Raw genomic sequence first — 20,284 nt, forward strand, 5'->3', positions numbered from 1 at the left:
GCGCCTTGTCACTCGATGACCTCTGCGCTCCACCCACTGCGCCTTCCTCCCGGCGTGCGGGAGATCGGCGCCGCCGTCGGTCTGCTCAGCCCTTCCTCCGGGCTGTACCAACTGCTCCGCCTCGATCAGACCGGGGCCGTCGTGCGCGCCGGAGGCACCTGGGGGGCGGGCTACCGGCTCGGCTGATGACCGAGATCCGCCGCATCGACGTGCTCCGGTTCATCGAGCGGGTCCTGGACCGGACTCGGCGCTCGGTGGGAGGTCGCTGTGCCGGACGGTCGCCGCTGGTCACCATCCGGCGGCGAGCCAGTGCCCAAGCGCAGCATCATCAAGGGCCGGTACGTGAGCGTGCACGTACGGCCCGCGGGTCAGGGCGCCCACGCCGAGCACGGTCATCCCGGCGGCATGGGCCGCACGGGCGCCGACCGGGGAGTCCTCGACAGCCAGGGACCTACCGGGCTCGACACCGAGTGCCGCGCAAGCGGCGAGGTAGCAGGCGGGGTGCGGCTTGGGCGAGACGACGTCGTCGCCCGAGACGGTGATGGGCAGCCATCGGGACAGACCACCGTGCACCAGCGACGTGTCGAGGAGCTCGCGCGGTCCGTTGCTGGCCACCGCGACCGGCACCCTGGCGGCGAGCCGTGCGACCAAGTCCGCCGCACCGGGCATTGGTTGCGCCCTGTCGGAGACTGCGGCCAGGAGCTCCTGCGCGAGTTCCTCAGCCAACCGCGACGCGCTGCCCCCGAACAGTCCGGCCATCACCTCCCCGCCCTGGGCCACGGAGAGACCGACGAGGGCCTCGCGGGCCGCGTCGTCATAGACATGCCCCCGGCGGGCGAAGACAGCCCGGCGCGCGGCGTCGGCACACGGTTCGGTGTCCATGAGCGTGCCGTCGCAGTCGAACACCACGGCGGCGGGAGGGGTGACTTTCTCCAGCGCCGTCAGGTCGGCCGTGCGTGCCCTCGTACCGTGGCCGCTCATGACTTCACATACAGCTCGACCGGGTTGAAACCGGCCGGTTCCGAGACGCGTGGCGGTACCTGACTGAATCCGGCCGCGCGCATCGTGGCCCGGACGGCTTCGCCGTCGATGTACTTGTCATGGACTTCCAGGACGATCCGCTCGACCTGCTCCATCCACGGCTGGACCTCGCTGAACACCTCGGCCTCGCTGCCCTCGACGTCGACCTTGAGCAGGTCGACGTGGTCGATGCCGTGCTTGGCGAGCACCTCGCCAACAGTGATCGCGGGCACCCGCACGCCCGGCCGGGCCAACACATTCTCCAGCCGGTAGGGGCGGGTACGGCGCAGGTCGGCCACCGCGGGCACGGCGGTGCAGGTGTCCCAGAACGCGCTGACGGTGAACTCCGCCGTCCCGGACTCCCCGGCCACGGCCGCCGGCTCGATCTTCCAGTCGAGGCCGGACAGGGTGGCGTTGTGCCGCAGGACGGCCAGGTTCTGCGGGATCGGCTCCACGCTCAGCAGGGTGCGGGGCCGGTAGCGGGCGGTGAAGTAGGACGCGGCGAGGCCGGTGTTGCCGCCGAGGTCGACGATCGTGTCGAGGGTGTCGATGTCTTCGTCGAGCCGGTAGTGGACGCCGAGTTCGTAGAAACGCTTCAGGAAGACCTGCCACAGGATGAGCAGATCGCTCTGGTTCCTGCGGATGCGAACGCGGGCCGCCTGTCGCGGGGTGAGGAAGCTCAGCGAGAGCGGGGTGTCGTCGGCGAGCGGGCGGCCCGCCGCTCCGAGGAAGCGGCGGCCCATCCAGTAGGGCGCGGTCATCCTGCTCGTCCCCTGCGCGGTGCGCAGCGCGAGGGCCATGTCCCGTCCGCAGCCGGCCGCCTCCCGCACCAGGACGCGGCCCATGCCGACTCCCATCGCCCGGTCTGCGTCCGAGCGCAGGTATGCCAGTCCCATGTCTGTGCTTTCTGGTTGATACGAACAGATAGGTCGTGCCGGGCCGCGGCAGCCGAAGCAGCGTGAAGCCCGTCGTTCCCGCTCTGTCAGCCGCTCCAGGCGGTGGCTCAGGGGGTGAGCGCGGAGGCTTGAAGGGAACTCGGCTGGGGAGGCGGTTCCGGGCAGGGTGGGGACTGCGAGGGTGACCAGACCAGCAGCGCGGGCGGACGCGAGGGACCAGTCGGACAGCACACCTAGAGCAATGCAGCGAGTACGGCGTTGGCCGTGGATTCGTTCTGCGCGAGTGGCACGTCATGCACCAGCGCCAGGCGGACCAGCGCGGCCACGTCCGCCTCGTGCGCGGGGTGGACGGCTGGGTCGCGGAAGAAGACGCAGAAATCGACTTCGCCGGTGGCAACCAGGTGGGCCGCGTGCAGATCGCCGCCGAGCGGTCCGGAGGCCAGCGCACGAGCGGTGAGCCCGCACTCGGTCAACACCTGGGCGGTCCCGCCGGTCGCGACCAGGTCGTGGCCGGCCAACTTCGCCTCGTGCTTGGAAGCCCAAGCACGCAACGCTTCCTTCTTGCCGTCCTGCGCCACCAGTGCTACACGCATGCCGATGCCTCATCACTGTTCGGAAGGACCAGGCGCTGTGCCCAGTCGGTCAGCACCGGGTCGTCCAATGAGGCAACCCAATGGTCGACGAGGGCGAGCTGCTCCGCAGACGGCTCGGGGCCGACGCCCAGTACCCGCATGCCGGCGGCCACCGCGGAACGGATCCCGCTGGTGGAGTCCTCCACAGCGAGGATGTCGGCCGGTTCGACCGCGCAGGCCTCGGCTGCGGCCAGATACGCGTCGGGGGCCGGCTTGGGAGCGAAGCCCATGGTCGGGGAGGTCACGCACACCAGATACGGGAGGATCCCCGCCCTGGCCAGCACAGCTTCCACGGCATCTTGCGGAGAGCTGGTGGCGCAGGCCACCGGCATCACCGCGCTGGTCCGCTTCACCAGATCCAGCGCGCCGGGCAACGCGTGCGACGGCTGGGTCCGGTACAGCTCCCGCTGCTTGGCAAGGGCTTGCGCGCTGCACTCCTCGGCGCTCGCCGATGTGCCGAGCGACCGTGCCAGAGTGGCTCCGGCCGCGCTGTAGTGCAGTCCTTTCAGCGAGGCGAGCACGTCGGCGTCCGGCTCGACGCCGTGGTCACGCAGAACAAGCACTTTGCTCAGCAGGCAGTACTCCTCCGTGCTCATCAAGACGCCGTCGCAGTCGAAGACGACCGCTCGCGGGATCCAGGACAGGACCCTGTTCTCTGTCACGCCGGCCATGCTCCTTAAAGTGGAAAGTCGGCAAGAGGTGGCCGGCCACCGCGGTGACGGGCAGACTTGATCCACAACGGCCCATTAGGCAGGTGGGTGTTGGATCCCCTGCGAAATTCGCCGGTTCGGCGCAATGGCACCGCGTCGAAAGACGCTGGTGCTGGGCAGGCCACATGCCCCGTGACGACGAGTGCATCGATAGTCCGGCACTGGCTCCAGCGTCGCGCCCTGGAGGCATGGCGATGCCTCGGTCGTCCTCCAGCAGGCGGTTGTCGTTGTACCAGGGCCTGCGGTAGTCCCGGCCCTTCGCGACGTTCCGGTCTGCGTCGATCGTGTGCCAGGAGAAGTCCGGGTTCTGGAACGTGCCTTCGTGGGTGGTCGCGAAGGGATACTCGTCAACCCGGCGTCCAGCGCGTCGTCCTCGACCTTGCCTACACCACACCCGGCCTGCGCACTGCCACGACTGCCTCGGTGGCTCTGCTCTACGAATGACAGACCGCGGCGGGGAGACGGGGAGGTGGCTCGGATGTGCTTTCGTGCAGTTCAGGACCCGGTAGGCGTGCCTGTCTTCACCACCGACCACCCGGCGCATGGGCCTGCTCCTGCCGCGAGAAGCCACGCCGGAGAGGCGCGGCCGATCGCTCGCCGCCGCGCCCGGCCAGGCCTCACTCCGTGCGCGTCTCCCAGAGCGGTTGCGCCCATGGAAATGGAAGGGGTGTACGGAGTCGCCCTGATCCAGGGCCAGGAAGTCGCTCCGGCTTCCGGCTGATGCCCGCGGCGGAGAACGGCCACCGGCTGATCTTCCGAGACGACCAGGTCATCGAAGGAGATCAGCACGATGACCGCACCCGCCGACCGCCGGTTCTTACGCCGACTGGTTGACGACCACGGCGAAACCCTCCAGGGTGCCGCTTTCGGACGAGCCCTGTCCGGCGCTGTCACCGGGTGCGTACAGCGCGACCGGCTCTTGCAGCGTGTACGTCTGGTTCACGGGCGGGAAAGTGCTGATGTTCCCTTGAAACATGACCTTGAGCGACCGCGGCACGACGACCTCGCCTCCTTCGACGTGGACCTCGTCCTCCAGTCCCTGGGCCGCCGCGACCGTGGTGAGGATTTCGGCGACCTCCTCGGCGCTCTGTTCCTCGGCGGGGACGATGTGAATCATGTCGTCGCTCAAGGTGTCCTCCAACTGTCCGGGGCCGCCCGTGCGGCGGCCCACCTCAACCTCAAAGATCAGGCCGAACCCGGCCCCGGGCGAGTGGGGAACAGCCGCATTCACCTGATCGAGAACCCATGAGGACGTGCGGCGCGATCAAGGGATTCCGCACAGCGGCTATGACCCGTGCCATGTCCTGTGTTACGTCCCGATGGTCACGACGTCCGCCGGCGCGGGGGCCTGTGGCATGGCCACGATCTCGGCGAGGGCGGGACGGCGGACTCGTTCGAGGGCGGTGAGGCGGTGGCCGCGGCGGCCGCGTTTGAGTTCGTCCATGAACGACTCCCGGATCCCGGTGCTGCCGATCCTGCTGCTCATGACGGGGGTGTCGGGCATGCCCTCCTCGTCACGGGAGCGCCGCAGGTCGAAGACGAACCTTCGGCCGAAGTTCAGGTGGGCGGAGGCCAGCCTGGTGGACTCTGCCAGCAGCAGGTAGCAGGCGGCCAGTTCGGGATGTTTGGCCGCGATGCGCAACAGTTCCTCTGCGGACGCCCGGGCGAGGTCGGCCGGGGTGATGCCGACGCGTTCCAGGAGCTGGTCGGGGATGGGGGTGCGGCCCATGAGACGGGTCAGCAGTTCCTGGCCGTCGGTGACGAGGGCGGGGTAGAGGCGGCGTACGTAGGAGGGGTAGTCGGGGACGTCGATGCCCAGCAGGAAGTCGCGGGCGATGAACTCGACGTCGGCGGCTCCGCTGGGCGGGAAGTCACCCGGTTCCCAGTGGTTGGTGTACTGACGCCAGGTGTCGGTGAAGAACTCCGGAGTCACCCGGCGATCGATGGGAAGCCGGGTGAAGTCGGCGAACAGCCGGTGCACCACGTTGAGCAGTCCGGCCGCGGCCGTCATCCGCTCCACAGCCTCCTCGGTGGCCAACTCCTGGACGGTGAGCGGTTCGAGGAGTTCGTTGGCGGCCCGCTCGACGGCCTCGGCCTTCTTGACGAACAGCAGCAGCTCGACCTCCCGCAGGTCGCCTGTGTGGGTGCGGACTCTTCCGTCGCCGAAGGCCCCGCGAGCCGTCCACGTCCGGCCGGCCCAGCGCACGTGGACGGCCGGCGGGTTCCAGTGGAAGTACGACACATAGGTGTCCCGGTCCGGATGCCCGGCCCCGGTCCGCTCGGCCACCCGGCCGAGATAGCCGCGGAACGAATCGTCCCGGATCCCGAGCTGCGCGAACAGGGCACGGGTGTCGGTGGCGGGCACCCGGCGGTGCTGGACGTAGTGCCGCACGCAGGCCGACCCCCACATGCCCAGCAGCGTCGTGATCCGCTCGGCTTCCCGCGGGCCGTAGGAGCCGGGATCCACGGCCAGATGCGGGAACGCCTCCTCCCTGATCGCCTCTACGAGCGACTCCGGCGGCGCCTGGCCGGCGAGGATCGCCCGGTTCAGCTGGGGCAGACGCCCCAGAGTCCACGCGTTGACCCGACAATCCGTCATGGGCGCCCACTCTCGAAAGACCGGCGGCACCAACCGCACCGCACACGCCCAACGAGCCGCCCTGACAGCTCGTCACCTGACGGTCACCCGGATGCACCGCCGCCTCACGACGCAGAACCAGACCCCATGGCCGGTTGCTGACGGTGGGCATGGAGAGAACCGGATCCTTCGGTGCCGAACTGGCCCGGTACCTGCGTGCCAACCAGATCACCGTCGTCGAAGTGGACCGACCCGATCGTCGAGCTCGCCGCGCCGCGGGCAAATCTGACCCCGGCTACGCCTACACCGCCGCAGTGCTCGCCGGCCGCGCCACCGGCACCCCGAAGGACCGCGACGACACGGTCGAGGCAATCCGCGCACTGCGCGTGGTACCGGCCAGCGCCATCAAGGCTCGCACCCAGACCATCAACCAGCTCACATCACTGATCACCACTGCGCCCCCAGCGACGCGGGAAACACTGCGCTCACTGACCACCGCCGAGCTGATATGCCGTCTGGTCGTCAGCCGACCCGGCTCCGATCTGACCACCCTGGCCGCCGCTGTCAAACTCGCGCTCAAGCGCTTGGCCAAGCGATACCAGCACCTGAGCGAGGAAATCGCGCAAGCGGACGCCGAGCTGCGCGCAGCCGCACCCGTGCCAGCCTCCTTGGGCCGCACTGATCGCCATCGACTCAACCGCGGCGGTGACCGCCAGGCCAACCGCGCGCTGCACACCATCGTCCTGGTCCGCATGTGTCACGACCCACGCACCCGCGACTACGTCGCACGACGCACCCTCGAAGGGCTCAAGACGAAGGACATCTTCAGATGCCTCAAACGCTTCGTCGCGCGAGAGGTCTACCGTCACCTCACCAGCGCGCCATCGGCATCTCCAGCCATTTGACGATCTACAGGAGCTTCAGAGTCAAGCTGATGCGCCATTGTGTGCGGTACTTCACGCTGACCTGCCCTCCGTTTCCCGATCCGTTCACCGCGGGTGCCCCACGCACTGTCCTCGACCTCGACGGTCGGCAGTACCAGGCCGGTACGCAGGCGGAACTGTTCGCGCAGAAACCGGAGTTCGGGGAAGTACCGCGAGCCTGGGAGCACGTGGTCAACGCGATGCCCGAACTGCGCACCGATTCAGTGAACTGTGATCAGCAATCCCTCCGGCCGGATCAGGGGCCCGGTTCCGCACGCCTGCCCTTCGGCTGCTCTGCTGATCACGGTGACCTGCGGCGATCCCGATCGCACCGCAGCACACCGCCACGGTTCCGACGGGGAGCGGACGGGCTCGCCCGACCTCGGCGGCCTTGCCCCGTTCTGTAGTGCTTTCTAGAGTCCGGGCCATGAGCATCCCCACCGAGTCGATCGGTAGCATCCCCCGGTCTCGCGCCCTGCAGACGGCCCTCGCCGACCACGCCGCAGGGCGCCTGAGCGAAGCGGAACTGATGAAGCTTCAGGAACAGGCCACCGCCGACACTATGGCCAGGCTTGAAGGGCTGGGGTGCCCGGTCCTGGTGGACGGGGAACAGGCAAAGCCGAGTTTCCTCACCTACCCCCTCGTAGGGCTCACCACCCTCGTCCCGGACGGCGTCGTCATCCCCTTCGCAGACGGCCACACCCGACAGCTGCCCCGCCTGACCTCGGGGCCGTTCCGCTATAAGGTCCGTGCGGAAACCTACCTGCGCGACGCCCTGCGCCACACCGGCTGCCCGGTCAAGCAGGCGGTGATCGCGCCGTCCGCCCTCAGCCTGCTCTACCCGGCCGACGCCATCGCCGGCTATCCCCGTGAGACCTTCCTGAGCGACCTCGCCGACGAGGCCGAGGCCGACATCCGCGGCTGTCTGGAGGCCGGCGCCCACCGCGTACAGCTGGACTTCACCGAAGGACGGCTGTCCCTCAAGCTGGACCCGTCAGGCGGCCTGCTCGATGACTTCATCGCGCTCAACAACCGAGTGCTCGGTCGGTTCAACCAGGACGAACGGTCCCGCATCGGTGTACACACCTGCCCGGGAGGGGACCACGACTCCGCGCACAGCCTGGACGTCGACTACGCGGGCCTGCTGCCCAAGCTCTTCCGGCTGATGGCCGGCAATTTCTACATCCAGCTGGCGAGCGAGCCTGACCCGGAGCGGGTGCTCCGCATCATTTCCGACCAACTGCGTCCCGGTATCCGAGTGTTCGTCGGTGTGACGGATCCGATCGACACCACCGTCGAGACGCCTGAAGAGGTACGCGACCGGGTACTCCTCGCCGCCCGGTACATCCCGGTCGACCAGCTGGGCACCTGCGACGACTGCGGCTTCTCGCCCTTCGCCGACGACACCTCCACCTCACGTGACCTCGCCTTCGCCAAGATCGAAGCCCGTGTGAGGGGGACCGCGCTGGCCTCCCGAGCCCTCGGTCTCTGACGGCAAGGGCTGACCGCCCGCCCCAGGCAGGGGTACTGATCGATGGCGGGCGCGGGTGGTGTGGAGGTCGGCGTTGAGCCGTCGAATACGGGTGCGGTCCGCGTCGCGGACAGCGTCGAGGATCTCGGTGACGCGTGCGAGCGGCCGGTCCAGGCGGCGGAGGGCCGACTTGAAGGCAGTCAGACGGTTCTGGCGGAAGGAACCGCGCCTCGCGAGCATGACGTGCCGAGGCGTAAGGAAAGGGCCCCGAAATGCAGGCACCGTCAATCGGCGTCGAAGAAGAGTACTTGGTCATCGATCCGCAGACCCGGTCCGTCGTCCCTTGCGCCGCGGCGGTCGTCGCACGGTGCGCCTCAGAGCAGATCTCCGCGGAAATCACCCAGTTCCAGATCGAGGCGAAGACGGTTCCGTGCCAGGACGCGGCCAAAGAGCTGACAGCCCTGCGCGTCCAGGTCGCCGCCGCGGCACGGGCGGAGGGGCTCGCCGTGGTCGCGACCGGGACCCCGGTGTTCGGGAACGCGGTGCCTCCGCCGATCAACGAGCATCCGCGGTATGCGGTCGGCACGGCGAACTACCGGGCACTCCATGACGAGCAGTCCATCTGCGCCAGCCAGGTCCACGTTCATCTCCCCGACCGGGAGGAGGCGGTGCTGGTGAGCAACCATCTGCGGCCCTGGCTGCCCACTCTGCTGGCGCTGCTCGCCAATTCCCCGTTTTGGCAGGGCCGTGACACCGGCTACGCGAGCTGGCGCTCGCTAGCCTGGGCCAAATGGCCGGTCGCTGGTCCGCCGCCGTACTTCCACGGCATCGACGACTACGAGCGGATCGTGGCTCAGCTGACCGAAGCCAAGGTGCTCGTTGATCCGGGCACGATCTTCTGGGACGTACGCCCCTCGGCCAGAGTGCCCACGATCGAGGTCCGGGTGACCGATGTGCCCGTCACCGCCGCGGAGAGCGCCTGGCTGGCGCGGCTGGTCCGAGCGTTGGTCATCGTCTCGCTGGAGCAGGTGCGGCGCGGCGACCCCGGGCCCGTGGTCTCAGCGGAACTTCTGCGTGCCTCCTACTGGCAGGCGGCACGGGACGGGCTCGACGGCAACGCGATCGAGCCGCTGGGCGGACGGCTCGTGCCTGCGGCCAAGCAGGTCCAGGGGCTGCTCGATCTGGTGCGGCCCGTCCTGCACTTGGACGCTCCCGTGTCGACCGGCGCGGCCCGCCAGCGCGCCGCGTACGCCCGTGGCGGCTTCCAGGCGGTCGTGGACGACCTGGTGTCAGCGTTCGAGCTGCCGGCTTAGCCGCGTGCCGACTCGGTTGAACCGGCTCACCATGGAGTGGCGGACAGGAAGGCCTGCAGCGGCTCCACGTGGCGGAGCTGATCGCGCCAGCGGGCGGAGAGGTCCTCGAGGAGGTGCTGTTCGCCGGTCAGTTCGCCGCCGCGCCACGAGCGGATCACCGGGTGGATGAATGCGCTCTCGTGCGCCCTCTCCGGGACCGGATGACGCGGAATGGCGAACACGTCCGGGATGTCCCGGGGCCCCCAGTGCAGGCCCGCGGTCAGACAGCGGTCGCCGAACCGCTCGATCGCGTAATCCTCGGGGAGTTCCTGATAAAGGGTCAGGCCGCCGTTCTCCGGCACGTACACGTCGACCAGATACTCGAACTGGGTCCACAGGGCCGAGCTGTGGTTGAGCCGGTCGAGGATCGTCTGTGTGAGGGGGCCGGGATCGGTGGAGACCTGGTTCCCCTCCAGCGGGGCGGCGTCGTAGCGTTCAGTGAGCAGCCGGGCCATCGTGCGCAGGTTGTAGCGGAAGCCGTCGATGAACGCCGACGACGCCCGCTTGAGGTCGCGCCCCTGCATGAGGGTGCCCGCGAAGTACAGGCCGTCGACGTTCACCGACTGCCAGTCGGGTCGCAGTTCGGGGATGCGACCGTTCGGGTGCCGCCGGGGTGCGCACTCCTCGGCGAAGACCGAGCCGTCCATGGTGAATCCGGTGCAGCGCAGCACCGCGTCGTATTCCAGTTCCGCCCTCTCCCCGTCGGCGAGCGTGTACGTGATCTCCGCCTTGATCACGTCGCCGTCGCGGCGGAGGCGGTCGATCTCGCACTCCAGGACGCCGTGCAGCGTCTTGAACCAGTAGCTGTCGAGCAGGGCGCCGTACTGTCCCCGTACATCGCCCGGATGCTTGGTATGCCATGCCAGCTTCAGCGGCCGGGGGCTGGCGAGGTGGATGACGGCGGCGTGGCCGAGCAGGGCCTGTGCCGTCTCGAAGGCCGCGTTGCCCTTGCCGAGGATGAGCACGCGCCGGCCGGTGAAGCGGCTCCCGTCGAGCGGCATGTCCTCGTAGCCTTCGGCGAGCTCGATTCCCTCGATCTGCGGGATGTTCGGCCCGCCCCAGCCGGTCGCAATGATGACGCACTCGGCGTGGTAGGTCCGGTCGCCACTGACGACTGCGAACAGGTCGTTGTGTTTGGTGATGCGGTCGACGCGGGTGTGGAAACGGACGTTGAGCTCGTGCTCGCGCTGGAAGTCGGCGAGGTAGCGGACGAGGTCGTCGGCGTGCGGAAAGTACTCGCTGGAAAACGCGGGGAACAGCAGCGAGTCGTTGAGGAGCGAGTTCCAGTCCCAGCGCAGGCGCCACTCCGGGTCGTCGCCCGTGACGTGCACCTTGTTCAGCGAAATGAGCCGGCGATGGCGGGGGAACTGCCGGAAGAAGGCGCCGGGGCCGTCGCTCGCCTCAAGAACGAGATAGTCCGCGCCCTTCTCCTTGAGGAAGTAGCCGAGCTGCAGCCCTGCCGGCCCGGCCCCGATGATCAGATATCGGGTCATCCGCAGGCCGCTGGGAAGCCGTGGGGCATCGAGGGCGTCCTGGGGCGACGGTATCTGCTGCTTCATGCCCGGTGAAACGAGCGCGTCTTGCGCAGGATGCGGGCGTCGAAAAGCAGGACGACGCCCAGCACAAGCCGCAGGACGCAGTGTTCGAGGCTGGTGAGAACGGAGTCGTAGGGGTCGGCCTCGAAGTATGCGAACGCGATCCGGACAACAAGCCCGGCGGGAAGGGTGTCGTGGAACCAGCCCGCATGCACCACCGGCCGGTCGAGCCCGAAACGGTCGTGCAGGCCGGGAACATCGCTCTCGGTGGTGGCGAACTCGCCCGCCCTCAGATGGTCGCTGACCTGCGGGCCCGGTTCGAGAAGGTCGCGGAAGGCATCGACGGTGTGCATGGCGGCGCGAGCCGCTGGCCGCATCCAGAACGGTACGCACCGCCGTCCTTGCCGACCGGCGGGCATGGACGAGCCGAGCCGGCCGCGCCGTTTCTTGGTGTCGCCGGGGTTGACGCCCGAGGCGGTGACGCGGACGCGGACCTCGCCGGCGCCGGGGTCGGGATCAGGGAGTTCGCCGACGTGCAGGACATCGGCGGCGGGTCCCTGGTCGTCGTACCAGAAACCAGGCATGGAGGTACCTCCGTGGGCGGTCAGCTCGGGGGAGCGGCGGGCGCATGTGGATCGCTGTCGGTGCATGCGGTGTCGAATGCGGGCGGTTCCTCGCCGAGGGCTTCGCGCAGCCAGGTCCGTTCGGCGCGGCTGGTGGCGCGGGCGGTGAGCAGCATGCCGCGCCGGTAGGGGTCGGCGATCTCCTCGGCACGCAGGGGCCGCTCGTTGTCGTAGAAGAAGCTCGCCGGTTCTTCCAGGAACTCCAGCCGTCTGCGCAGTACCTCGTGCTGTTCGGTCACGTCGGGCAGGTGGGAGAGGAAGGCCAGGACGATGTAGAACCGGGTGAAGTCGGTGATCTCGTGGTCGGCGGGCTTGCGCAGGCGCTGAAGCATGTCGGCCCGTCCGGCCGCGGTCAGGCTGAGCACGTATCCGGGCCGCCCCCGCGGCCGGGTCGGCGCGCCGCTCGATCAAGCCGGCCTTGGTCAGGCGATTGATTGCCGGATACAGGCTGCCGTCACTGACCGGCCGCGTATAGCCGGTCAGCTGTGCGACGCGGCGGCGCAGCTCGTGCCGTCTCGGGAGAGGCGCAGCAAGATGCCGCCGCAGTCCAGCGAGTCAGTGATGAACCGCTTCGTCGAGTTCATCAACACAGGCCACGAGGATCTCGCCCGCGAGGTCATTTCTCCGGACGCGGTGTTCCAGGCACCCAGTCACCCGGGCCCGAAGGCCGCCAGAACCTCGCCTGGTCAACGGAAGGCCGGCTCTCCCGGGTCACCGAGAACGGCGAGAAGACGGACTACGTCTACGACGCCGACGGCACGCTCCTGATCAGAACCACCGACAACGGTGACCGTGTTCTCTACACTGGCAACACCGAACTCCACCTCAGGGCAGGCGGGTCCACCTGGGCCCAGCGCACCTACTCCTCAGGCAGTCTGAGCATCGCAGTCCGCAGTAACGAGTCGGGGAGTAACAAGCTCTCCTACCTCGCCGGCGACCATCAGGGCACCCAGAGCCTGGCGGTGTCCTCGGACAGCGCGCAGACGGTCACCAAGCGGCGAATGACTCCGTTCGGAGCCGAACGGGGGACGCCTGCTGGCGGTGCATGGCCGGACGACAAGGGTTTCCTGGGTAAGACGAACGACACCAACACAGGTCTGACCCATACCGATGCCCGTGAATACGATCCCGGGATCGGCCAGTTCATCAGCGCCGACCCTAAGCTCAGCACCGATCAGAGTCAGTCCTTGAACGGCTACGCCTACGCCAACAACAACCCCACCACCTTCGCCGACCCGACCGGTGAGCAGGTCCCCGAGTGCCGCGAGGGCCTCGTTCCATGCCGCAACGGTGTCCCGATCCCCGGTGGCGGTGGCGGTGGCGGTGGCGGTGGCGGCGGTGGCGGTGGTGGCGGTGGCGGTGGTGGCGGTGGCGGCACCGTCTACGGGCCTCCCAGTGGTGGCATCGTCTACGGGCCTCCTAGCTGTGGCGTGCCCCCGCTGGCCGCGTGTGGCGGGCCGGTGTACGGGCCGCCCTCCCAGCCCCCGCTCCTTATGGGCCCCGACCCGGTCCCGCTGTTTTCCTTCTCGGCCAACTGCGGTATCGAGTCCGACTGGAACTACCTGTGCAACGCGGGCAACGGACTCATGACATCCGGCGCTTACACCCAGGAAGGGTTCAAAGCGGCAGGAACCATCACCGGCAAGGCCAAGGCGGACATGCGGTCCAACCGCCAGTCGGCCCAAGTGCTGAAAGCCACGAAAACACACCCCGGTATCGCGCGAGTGGGCGCTATCGGCAACAGCAATGCAATGCAGTACGCGGGCAGAGGGCTCCTGGTCGGCGGAATCGCCTTCACCGCCTACTCGAACTACCAATCCACGGGGGGCAACATCCCGCTGACCACAGTGGAAACCGCAGCCAACACCGCGGTGGTGCTAGGGGCGACCAAACTGGGTGCCACACTGGGAGCGTCCATCGGAACGGCCGTTGGCGGGCCAGTCGGGACGGTCATCGGCGGCGCTATCGGTGCGGGCGCCGGAGCCGTTGCGGGCATCATGTCGACGGGCGCCGTCAATAACGGAATCTCGAAGGGATGGAAAAAGTTGTTCGGCTGACCGACAGCGGAACAACCACGACGGGTGGGCTCCGAGAAAATCATGTCCTATCCTCGGAGCCCGCCCGGAGGTATCCACCTCACCAGCGGTGGACCCAGAAACCCCTCAGGGAGGAATCACAGCGATGGCGTATTTTCTGATCGCATTCTTCGCGCTCGGATCCGTCTTCATGACTTGGAAAGCCGTCCAGCTCTGGCGCGATGCTCGGCAGGTTGATTTCTTCATTGCAACGTTCGCTTTCCTCCCCTTCGGCAAAGAGACCAAGCGTGGTGAGGTGCGCTCACTCGGTCTTACGGCTGCCTCGCTGTGGGGAATCACAGCCCTGATCTTCTTGGGATCGACGGACGTGGAACTAACCGGAGTCGCGCTGGGCCTCTTTGTGGTTGCACTGGGGACAGTCCTGCTGTGCGTGATGCTGGAAGTCGCCGTCGTCCTGTTCAACACACCAAGGTTCGTTGTGCCGCCCCACATGCGCTCCGACCTCGGCGTGATCGCCGCCCGTCGCGCGCGACGAACGAAGCGCCGTGAGCGATCGCCTGGCCGCTGATCTCTGCTATTCAGGGGTGCCAGGGCGCGTATCGGGTCGTGATCAATTGGCGGTCCGGCTGAGGTCTTTGATCCAGATCATTGAGGCGTGCAGGCGTAATCCGGCGAGGTAGCTGTCCGGGATCTTGTCGTATGGGTGGCGACGCCTCGCCAAGCTTTGAGCTTGTTGATCAGCCGCTCGACGGTATTCCTCGTCTTGTAGAGGTCGGCGTCGTGGCTGGCGGGCCGACTGCCCCGGAGTCCCTACTTCCTCTGGCTGGCGACTTGGTCCTTCCTTTCCGAAGTCGGCCCAGCCCGCTGCGAAGAAGGCCATCCAGGACATCTGCAATGCCGAGGACCGCGAGCATGCAGCGACCGCGGTCAAGGCGTTCGCCAAGCAGTACGGCGCGAAGATCCCCAAGGCCGTCAAGCAGATCGTCGACGACGAAGACGAACTGCTGGCGTTCTACGACTCATCCTGCTGGGTACTGGAGTCACCGAACCCCATCAAGTCGACCTTCGTGACCGTCCGGCTACGAACAAGGGTCACCAAGGGCGCAGGCAGCCGCGCAGCGGTCGCCATGGTCTTCAAGCTAGTCGAGTCTGCACAGGCCCGCTGGCGGGCCGTGAACGTACCCCATCTCGTCGCCCTCGTTCGCGCCGGAGCCCCCTTCGAACGAGGCCGGCTCGTCGAGCGCGGCCAGATTCGTGCGACTTGATCGGGATGGTGACTGCGTTGGGAGTTGGCATGAGTGGGTCCGAGCGGCTCGTCCTGCGGGATGGCGTCCGGGTGGTCTGTCGTGACGGGGGAGGGGGCCACCCCGTGGTGCTGCTGCACGGACTGGCCGGTCATGCGGGCGAATGAGACGCTGGTCAGACGCCTGAGTGAACGGTTTCGCGTGGTCACGGTCGATCAGCGCGGTCACGGCGCCAGCGAGCGGTATCCGGAAGATGTCTCGTGCGCCGCCTACATCGCCGACGTCGTCGCCGTTATCGAGCAATTGAGACTGGAGCGACCGCTCTTGGTCGGCCAGTCGCTCGGCGGCCACATCGCGATGCTTACCGCCGCCTCCCACCCTGAAATCGTGAGCGGACTTGTGCTCGTCGAAGCCCGTCCCGGCGGCCCGAATCCGAACATTCCCAAGGAGATCGGCGGCTGGTTCTTGTACCGCAGGCATGGATACGCTGACGTTGGGTGGGCGGGCTGAGCGAGAGTGTTGCTCAGCAGCCATGGCGTAAGAGGGACGACCGCCCACCATGCGAGGACCGACAGTACTGCGCGTCACCAGCGCGGCGTCGTGTTCACCGTGCGCGCCACGCGCACTGGACAGCGGTGCGCAGGGCGGCGGCGGCAGCGATCAGCCAGAGGATCTTGCCCCAGGCTGGTGTGGTGAGGATGAGGGCCACGGTGGCCAGTACGCAGATCAGGAGCCATGCCGCTGCGGTCGCCAGCGGGCGGTGCGATTGTGGCGGTGTCATGGACCGCTGCTCTGGGTGCGCTGGTAGATGTCGGGGATGCCGTCGGCGTCCTCGTCGATGTTCTCCTCCTCGTACAGACGGCGGTAGACCGCGTTCCTGCGGCGCAGGAGCAGGGCGGCCAGCAGAGCCGCGGTCAGGGAGGCGATGAGAACGGCGGCCTTGACATGCTCGCCGACGGCGGTGCCGGGGAAGGCGAGTTCGCCGATGAGCAGGGCGACGGTGAAGCCGATGCCGGCCAGCGTCGCGAGGCCGAAGACGTCGGCCCAGGCCAGCTCGGGGTTGAGCTGGGCGCGGGTGAAGCGGGCGGCCAGGTAGGTGCCGGCGAAGATGCCGAGGATCTTGCCCGCGACCAGGCCGATGACCACGCCGAGGGGTTCGGGGGTGGTGAACACCTTGCCCAGCGCGTCGCCGGAGACGCTGACCCCGGCGGCGAACAGCGCGAACAGCGGCACACAGATCCCGGCGGACAGCGGATGCAGCAGGTATCCGGTGCGTTCGCCGGGCGAGGCCTGCTCGCCTTCGTCCCGGGTGGTGCGCAGGATCAGGCCCATGGCGACGCCGGCGACGGTGGCGTGGATTCCGCCGTTGTACATCAGCGCCCAGGTCAGTACGCCGAGTGGCAGGTACCACCACCAGCCGCGTACCCGCAGCCGCTGCAGCAGGTAGAAGACGACCAGCCCGGCCAATGCGCCGGCCAGCGCCCAGTAGTTGAGGTCGGAGGTGAAGAAGAGGGCGATGATCAGGATGGCACCGAGGTCGTCGACGACCGCCAGGGTGAGCAGGAAGGCGCGCAGGGCGGTCGGCAGGTGGGTGGAGATGACGGCCAGGACCGCCAGGGCGAAGGCGATGTCGGTGGCCATCGGCACCGCCCAGCCGTCCATGCTGCCCCCGCCGGCCGCGGCGGTGGCCACGTAGAAGACGGCCGGCACCGCCATGCCGCACGCGGCGGCGATGACCGGCAGCGCGGCGGTGGCCGGGGTGCGCAGCGAGCCGACCACCAGTTCCCGCTTCAGTTCGATCCCCGCGACCAGGAAGAAGACGGTCAGCAGCCCGTCGGAGGTCCAGTGGCCGACCGACAGATCGAGACCCAGTGCGGGTATCCCGAAGTGGAAGTCGCGAATGTCGGTATAGGAGGAGGCCAGCGGGCTGTTCGCCCACACCAGGGCCACCACCGCGGCGGCCAGCAGGACCAGCCCGCCGACGGTCTCCGTACGCAACGCCTGGGCAACAGCCTGACGTTCCGGCCAGGGCAGAAGGCCCAGGAAGGGGGAGCGGGAGCGTGGGGCGTCGGCCAAGACGGCGAACCTCCGGGGTGTCGGAAAAAGGGCACACGGCCCCTAGGACGCCGACCAGACTTCCCGGCACACCCCGCGCTTTCTTGACGCGTTCTTTACACCCTATCCGCAGCAGGCTGCCGTGCCCAGGCCGCCCCACAGCCAGCGGAACCCATGCCGGCAGCAGGGGTCCACGATCCGGCTGAGCGCGGCACGCCGAGGTCGTGGCGCTGCGGATCCGGGCGATCTTGGCCAATCGACCAGCCGTGGGCGCGGCTGGTAGCGGGCTTTTGGAGAGGCCCGAGACAGCCGCATACTGCCGACGCGGAGGCCGCCGCCCTGGGTGAGCCGCCGTGTCACCCGCCCCCGGGTCTACGGGCTCGGAGCGCTACTGGTGGGCGCGACCTGCGTGATGCAGGGGCTGTTCTACTTCCACGTCGTGCCGAAACCGTCCTGGGAGTTCCAGTTTTTTGGGACGAATGCCCTCATGTTCTCCGGACTCATCCTCATGGGAGTCAGCCAGATGCGGCCGTCGAGCCGTAAGCGCTGGGCTCCTGGCGCACGTCCGGAGAGCAGCGCAGTTGGACCCTGCGCAATCAAGGACGCCGTCGGCGTACCCACACGGCACAAGCCGTTCCCCCCCCCACCGCCCTGCGTTCCGCGACCCGCCTGCAGGTCGACACCCCCCTCGACGACGAGGGGCCGCCTTGTATCGAGGGACGGTACAAAGCGGCCCCTGTGCCGAAACGGCCGATGCGGGGGTCAGACAGCCTTGGTGGGCTCCCGCTCGCCCTCCGGGTCCTGGTCGGCCGCGGCGGTCCCTGCTCCCCGGGCCCGGACGAAGTCGAGGAAGGAGTCGAGTTCCTTCTTGACGTAGGGGGCCAGCAGGTAGAGGCCGATGATGTTGAACACCGACAGCATGAAGAGTGCCGAGTCGGCCAGGCTGATCAGCGAGTCGAGGGAGAGCAGGGAGCCCAGGACGACGAACAGACTCCAGATGGCCTTGAAGACGTTCTCGCTGGTCCTGCTCTTCCCGAAGAGGTACGACCATGCCTTGAGGCCGTAGTAGCCCCAGGTCAGGATCGTGGAGAAGGCGAACAGCAGCACTGCGACGGTCAGTACGTCCGGGAACCAGGGCAGTACGGTCCCGAAGGCGTCGGAGGTGATGGTGACGCCGCCGATGCTCTCGCCCCCGCGGGCCTCGGCCCAGCTGGCCGGGTTGGCGATGATGATGGTCAGCGCGGTCATGGTGCAGATGACGACCGTGTCGATGAACGGCTCAAGGAGGGCGACCAGGCCCTCGCTCGCGGGGTGCTTGGTCTTGACCGCGGAGTGGGCGATCGGGGCGGAGCCCAGGCCGGCCTCGTTGGAGAAGGCGGCACGCTGGAAGCCGACGATCAGGGCGCCGATCACACCGCCGGTGACACCGTCGGCCTGGAACGCGCCCTCGAAGATGGTCTGGATCGCGTCGGGCACCGCGGTGACGTTGGTCAGGATGACGACGAGGCAGGCCACGATGTACAGGCCGGCCATCGCCGGGACGAGCCGGCTGGTGACCGAGGCGATGGAGCGGATGCCGCCGAGCAGCACGAGGCCGACCAGGGCGGAGATCACCAGGCCGAAGAGGATGGCACCGGCGGAGGAGGCCATGAAACCGTCCTCGCCGCCGGTGGTCGAGGCGATCTGCGCGTAGCTCTGGTTGACCTGGAGCAGGTTGCCGCCGAAGAGGCCGAAGAAGAGGATCATGATGGAGGCGAGGACGGCGAGCACCTTGCCGAACAGGGCGCCGCCGCTGCCGAAGCGCTCGGCGAGGCCCTTGGGCAGGTAGTGCATCGGGCCGCCGGAGACGGTGCCGTCCTCGTGCTCTTCCCGGTACCTGACACCGAGGGTGACCTCGACGAACTTGGTGGCCATACCGAGCAGACCGCAGAGGATCATCCAGAAGGTGGCGCCGGCGCCGCCGATGCTGACGGCGACGGCGACGCCGGCGATGTTGCCGAGGCCGACGGTGCCGGAGACGGCGGCGGTCAGTGCCTGGAAGTGGTTGACCTCACCGGGTGAGCCCTCCTCGTCGTACTTGCCGCGCACGACCTTGGTGGCGAGTACGAACTTGCGTGCCTGGATGAGCCCGAACACGGTGGTGAAGATCAGGCCCGCGACGACGAGCCAGGCGACGATGAGCGGAAGGTCGGTGTCGCCGACGGGGACGGCGTAGAAGACGACCTCGCCGACCTCCTTAGCGACGGGTTCGAAGAAATCGCTGACGGCATCGTCGATGGATGTGGTGACGGACTCGAGTGACATCAGGTGCACCTCGGTGGGACGGGGACGTGAGGGCGTGGCACAGCAGTGGGGACAGGCAAAGGGGCGTTGCGCGTATGGCAAAGGCCGCCCCATGAAGGAATTGGGAAGTCCTATCACTTCCCAATACGGCCTTGAGTGACTCAAGTCACAACGGAAAGCCTTTGGGGTGCAATCCGCAGGGGTGGTAGCGCGATCGTTATCGGGATTTGAGCGTTCTCTGAGAGAGTGCGGCGCGGTTGCGACCGGCTCATGACCGGGTTGGCGGTCGTGCCCTTCGCCCCCACCGGCGCTACCGCGTCGTGTCCTTGCCCGACCGGCTGCAATCCGCCGCAGGCGAGCCCGGTCAGCCTCTCCGGCACGGTGATGTGGGTGCTGCCAGGCCCGGGTCTACCCGGGCTGTCCGTTCACTGGTTCGGAGTCCGGTGCCTGGCGGTGGCTGGCGTGCCAGTCGGCTGGCTCCGGTGGGTGCGTCCCGGGCAGCAGCCGGTATTCCCGACGGCGCGAGGCGCCGTCATGCGCCCAGGTGGCGATGTGTGCAGTTTCCTGCCCTGCCTAGGGTCAGGGCATCCAGTTTCTCCGCGTTGCCTCACCAGTCGCCGACACTCGGTGCGTCCTGCTTCGAGACCGACTCGTCTGCGTGAAGTGAGTGATCTTCTCTGCATGGGTAAAGCTATGTAAAAGGGTGAAATCGTTTCTTGCGATAGGTTGTAGCAATACATCCCTGCTCGTCCGGCAAGGTTTCTCTGTCCCAGCAGTACCGCGACTCTCCGGTGTCGAGTCCAATGGAGAGAGTTCAAGCCCTTCGCACCTGCGCCGGTCAGAAGAGGCACGCAATGGATCTATGGCTGATCTGGTTGATCGTCGCAGCCGTGTTGGCCGTGGCGGAGATCTTCACCCTTACCGCT

15 protein-coding genes and 6 pseudogenes are annotated in these 20,284 nt (G+C 67.9%); 8 read left to right on the top strand and 13 right to left on the bottom strand.

The genetic code is table 11. The annotated features are described in order from the left end of the window. Positions 1 to 15: 15 nt before the first annotated feature. The gene (locus tag AB0I18_RS13265) at positions 16 to 186 is read left to right on the top strand and encodes a hypothetical protein (protein WP_363105542.1); all 171 of its coding nucleotides are present in this window, start codon (positions 16 to 18) and stop codon (positions 184 to 186) included. Positions 187 to 288: 102 nt separating this feature from the next. Here the strand turns inward: AB0I18_RS13265 and AB0I18_RS13270 are convergent, their stop codons facing one another. The 6 genes from AB0I18_RS13270 to AB0I18_RS13295 all read right to left on the bottom strand — a co-directional run bounded on the left by AB0I18_RS13270 (position 289) and on the right by AB0I18_RS13295 (position 5,857). After that, on the bottom strand, positions 289 to 981 hold the full coding sequence (locus AB0I18_RS13270) for an HAD family phosphatase (RefSeq protein WP_363105543.1): 693 nt from the start codon (positions 979 to 981) through the stop codon (positions 289 to 291). After that, positions 978 to 1,916: an FkbM family methyltransferase gene (locus tag AB0I18_RS13275; RefSeq protein WP_363105544.1), complete on the bottom strand. Its 939-nt coding sequence runs from the start codon at positions 1,914 to 1,916 to the stop codon at positions 978 to 980. Before AB0I18_RS13275 ends, AB0I18_RS13270 begins: the two co-directional genes overlap by 4 nt. Positions 1,917 to 2,149: 233 nt before the next feature. After that, a complete protein-coding gene (locus AB0I18_RS13280) occupies positions 2,150 to 2,509 on the bottom strand; it encodes a methylglyoxal synthase (protein WP_363105545.1) in 360 nt (119 codons plus the stop codon). Further along, positions 2,500 to 3,210 (bottom strand): HAD family phosphatase, encoded by a 711-nt coding sequence (locus tag AB0I18_RS13285; RefSeq protein ID WP_363105546.1) that lies wholly within the window; start codon positions 3,208 to 3,210, stop codon positions 2,500 to 2,502. Before AB0I18_RS13285 ends, AB0I18_RS13280 begins: the two co-directional genes overlap by 10 nt. Positions 3,211 to 4,075: 865 nt before the next feature. Further along, on the bottom strand, positions 4,076 to 4,387 hold the full coding sequence (locus AB0I18_RS13290) for a hypothetical protein (protein ID WP_363105547.1): 312 nt from the start codon (positions 4,385 to 4,387) through the stop codon (positions 4,076 to 4,078). 180 nt (positions 4,388 to 4,567) lie between these two features. Further along, on the bottom strand, positions 4,568 to 5,857 hold the full coding sequence (locus AB0I18_RS13295; RefSeq protein WP_363105548.1) for a hypothetical protein: 1,290 nt from the start codon (positions 5,855 to 5,857) through the stop codon (positions 4,568 to 4,570). Between the two features lie 143 nt (positions 5,858 to 6,000). Between AB0I18_RS13295 and AB0I18_RS13300 the strand changes: the two are divergent. The 3 genes and pseudogenes from AB0I18_RS13300 to AB0I18_RS13310 form a co-directional block, all read left to right on the top strand. Then, positions 6,001 to 6,741, top strand: a pseudogene (locus AB0I18_RS13300) (transposase); the annotation flags it as partial. Positions 6,742 to 7,186: 445 nt separating this feature from the next. Next, entirely contained in the window at positions 7,187 to 8,251 is a 1,065-nt protein-coding gene (locus AB0I18_RS13305; RefSeq protein WP_363105549.1) for a cobalamin-independent methionine synthase II family protein, read from the top strand. A 251-nt stretch (positions 8,252 to 8,502) separates the two neighbouring features. Continuing rightward, complete coding sequence (locus tag AB0I18_RS13310) at positions 8,503 to 9,543, top strand: glutamate--cysteine ligase (protein ID WP_363105550.1); 1,041 nt, start codon at positions 8,503 to 8,505, stop codon at positions 9,541 to 9,543. A 26-nt stretch (positions 9,544 to 9,569) separates the two neighbouring features. Here the strand turns inward: AB0I18_RS13310 and AB0I18_RS13315 are convergent, their stop codons facing one another. The 3 genes and pseudogenes from AB0I18_RS13315 to AB0I18_RS13325 form a co-directional block, all read right to left on the bottom strand. Then, the gene (locus AB0I18_RS13315) at positions 9,570 to 11,141 is read right to left on the bottom strand and encodes an NAD(P)-binding domain-containing protein (protein ID WP_363105551.1); all 1,572 of its coding nucleotides are present in this window, start codon (positions 11,139 to 11,141) and stop codon (positions 9,570 to 9,572) included. A gap of 389 nt (positions 11,142 to 11,530) precedes the next feature. Then, a pseudogene (locus AB0I18_RS13320) lies at positions 11,531 to 11,701 on the bottom strand (NADPH:quinone reductase); the annotation flags it as partial. A gap of 20 nt (positions 11,702 to 11,721) precedes the next feature. Continuing rightward, positions 11,722 to 12,286: pseudogene (locus tag AB0I18_RS13325) on the bottom strand (PadR family transcriptional regulator). Here AB0I18_RS13325 and AB0I18_RS13330 point away from each other — a divergent pair. Both AB0I18_RS13330 and AB0I18_RS13335 read left to right on the top strand, forming a co-directional pair. Beyond that, a complete protein-coding gene (locus tag AB0I18_RS13330) occupies positions 12,226 to 13,797 on the top strand; it encodes an RHS repeat-associated core domain-containing protein (RefSeq protein ID WP_363105552.1) in 1,572 nt (523 codons plus the stop codon). The pseudogene AB0I18_RS13325 and the gene AB0I18_RS13330 sit on opposite strands and share 61 nt — an antisense overlap. Positions 13,798 to 13,921: 124 nt before the next feature. Continuing rightward, a complete protein-coding gene (locus AB0I18_RS13335; RefSeq protein WP_363105553.1) occupies positions 13,922 to 14,344 on the top strand; it encodes a hypothetical protein in 423 nt (140 codons plus the stop codon). Positions 14,345 to 14,386: 42 nt separating this feature from the next. Here AB0I18_RS13335 and AB0I18_RS13340 read toward each other — a convergent pair. After that, positions 14,387 to 14,622 (bottom strand): annotated as a pseudogene (locus AB0I18_RS13340) (IS5/IS1182 family transposase); the annotation flags it as partial. Between AB0I18_RS13340 and AB0I18_RS13345 the strand changes: the two are divergent. Beyond that, a pseudogene (locus AB0I18_RS13345) lies at positions 14,616 to 15,041 on the top strand (transposase); the annotation flags it as partial. The pseudogenes AB0I18_RS13340 and AB0I18_RS13345 sit on opposite strands and share 7 nt — an antisense overlap. A gap of 29 nt (positions 15,042 to 15,070) precedes the next feature. Then, positions 15,071 to 15,482: pseudogene (locus tag AB0I18_RS13350) on the top strand (alpha/beta hydrolase); the annotation flags it as partial. 142 nt (positions 15,483 to 15,624) lie between these two features. On the opposite strand, the gene AB0I18_RS13355 reads toward AB0I18_RS13350, so the two are convergent. The 3 genes from AB0I18_RS13355 to AB0I18_RS13365 all read right to left on the bottom strand — a co-directional run bounded on the left by AB0I18_RS13355 (position 15,625) and on the right by AB0I18_RS13365 (position 19,379). Then, the gene (locus tag AB0I18_RS13355; protein ID WP_363105554.1) at positions 15,625 to 15,801 is read right to left on the bottom strand and encodes a hypothetical protein; all 177 of its coding nucleotides are present in this window, start codon (positions 15,799 to 15,801) and stop codon (positions 15,625 to 15,627) included. After that, positions 15,798 to 17,096 carry a Na+/H+ antiporter NhaA gene (gene nhaA, locus AB0I18_RS13360; protein WP_363105555.1) on the bottom strand — a complete coding sequence of 433 codons (1,299 nt, stop codon included), beginning with the start codon at positions 17,094 to 17,096 and terminating at the stop codon, positions 15,798 to 15,800. Before nhaA ends, AB0I18_RS13355 begins: the two co-directional genes overlap by 4 nt. A 741-nt stretch (positions 17,097 to 17,837) precedes the next feature. After that, on the bottom strand, positions 17,838 to 19,379 hold the full coding sequence (locus AB0I18_RS13365) for an alanine/glycine:cation symporter family protein (protein WP_363105556.1): 1,542 nt from the start codon (positions 19,377 to 19,379) through the stop codon (positions 17,838 to 17,840). Positions 19,380 to 20,284: the final 905 nt, after the last annotated feature.

The organism is Streptomyces sp. NPDC050704 (genome assembly GCF_040654355.1).
Lineage (GTDB): Bacteria > Actinomycetota > Actinomycetes > Streptomycetales > Streptomycetaceae > Streptomyces.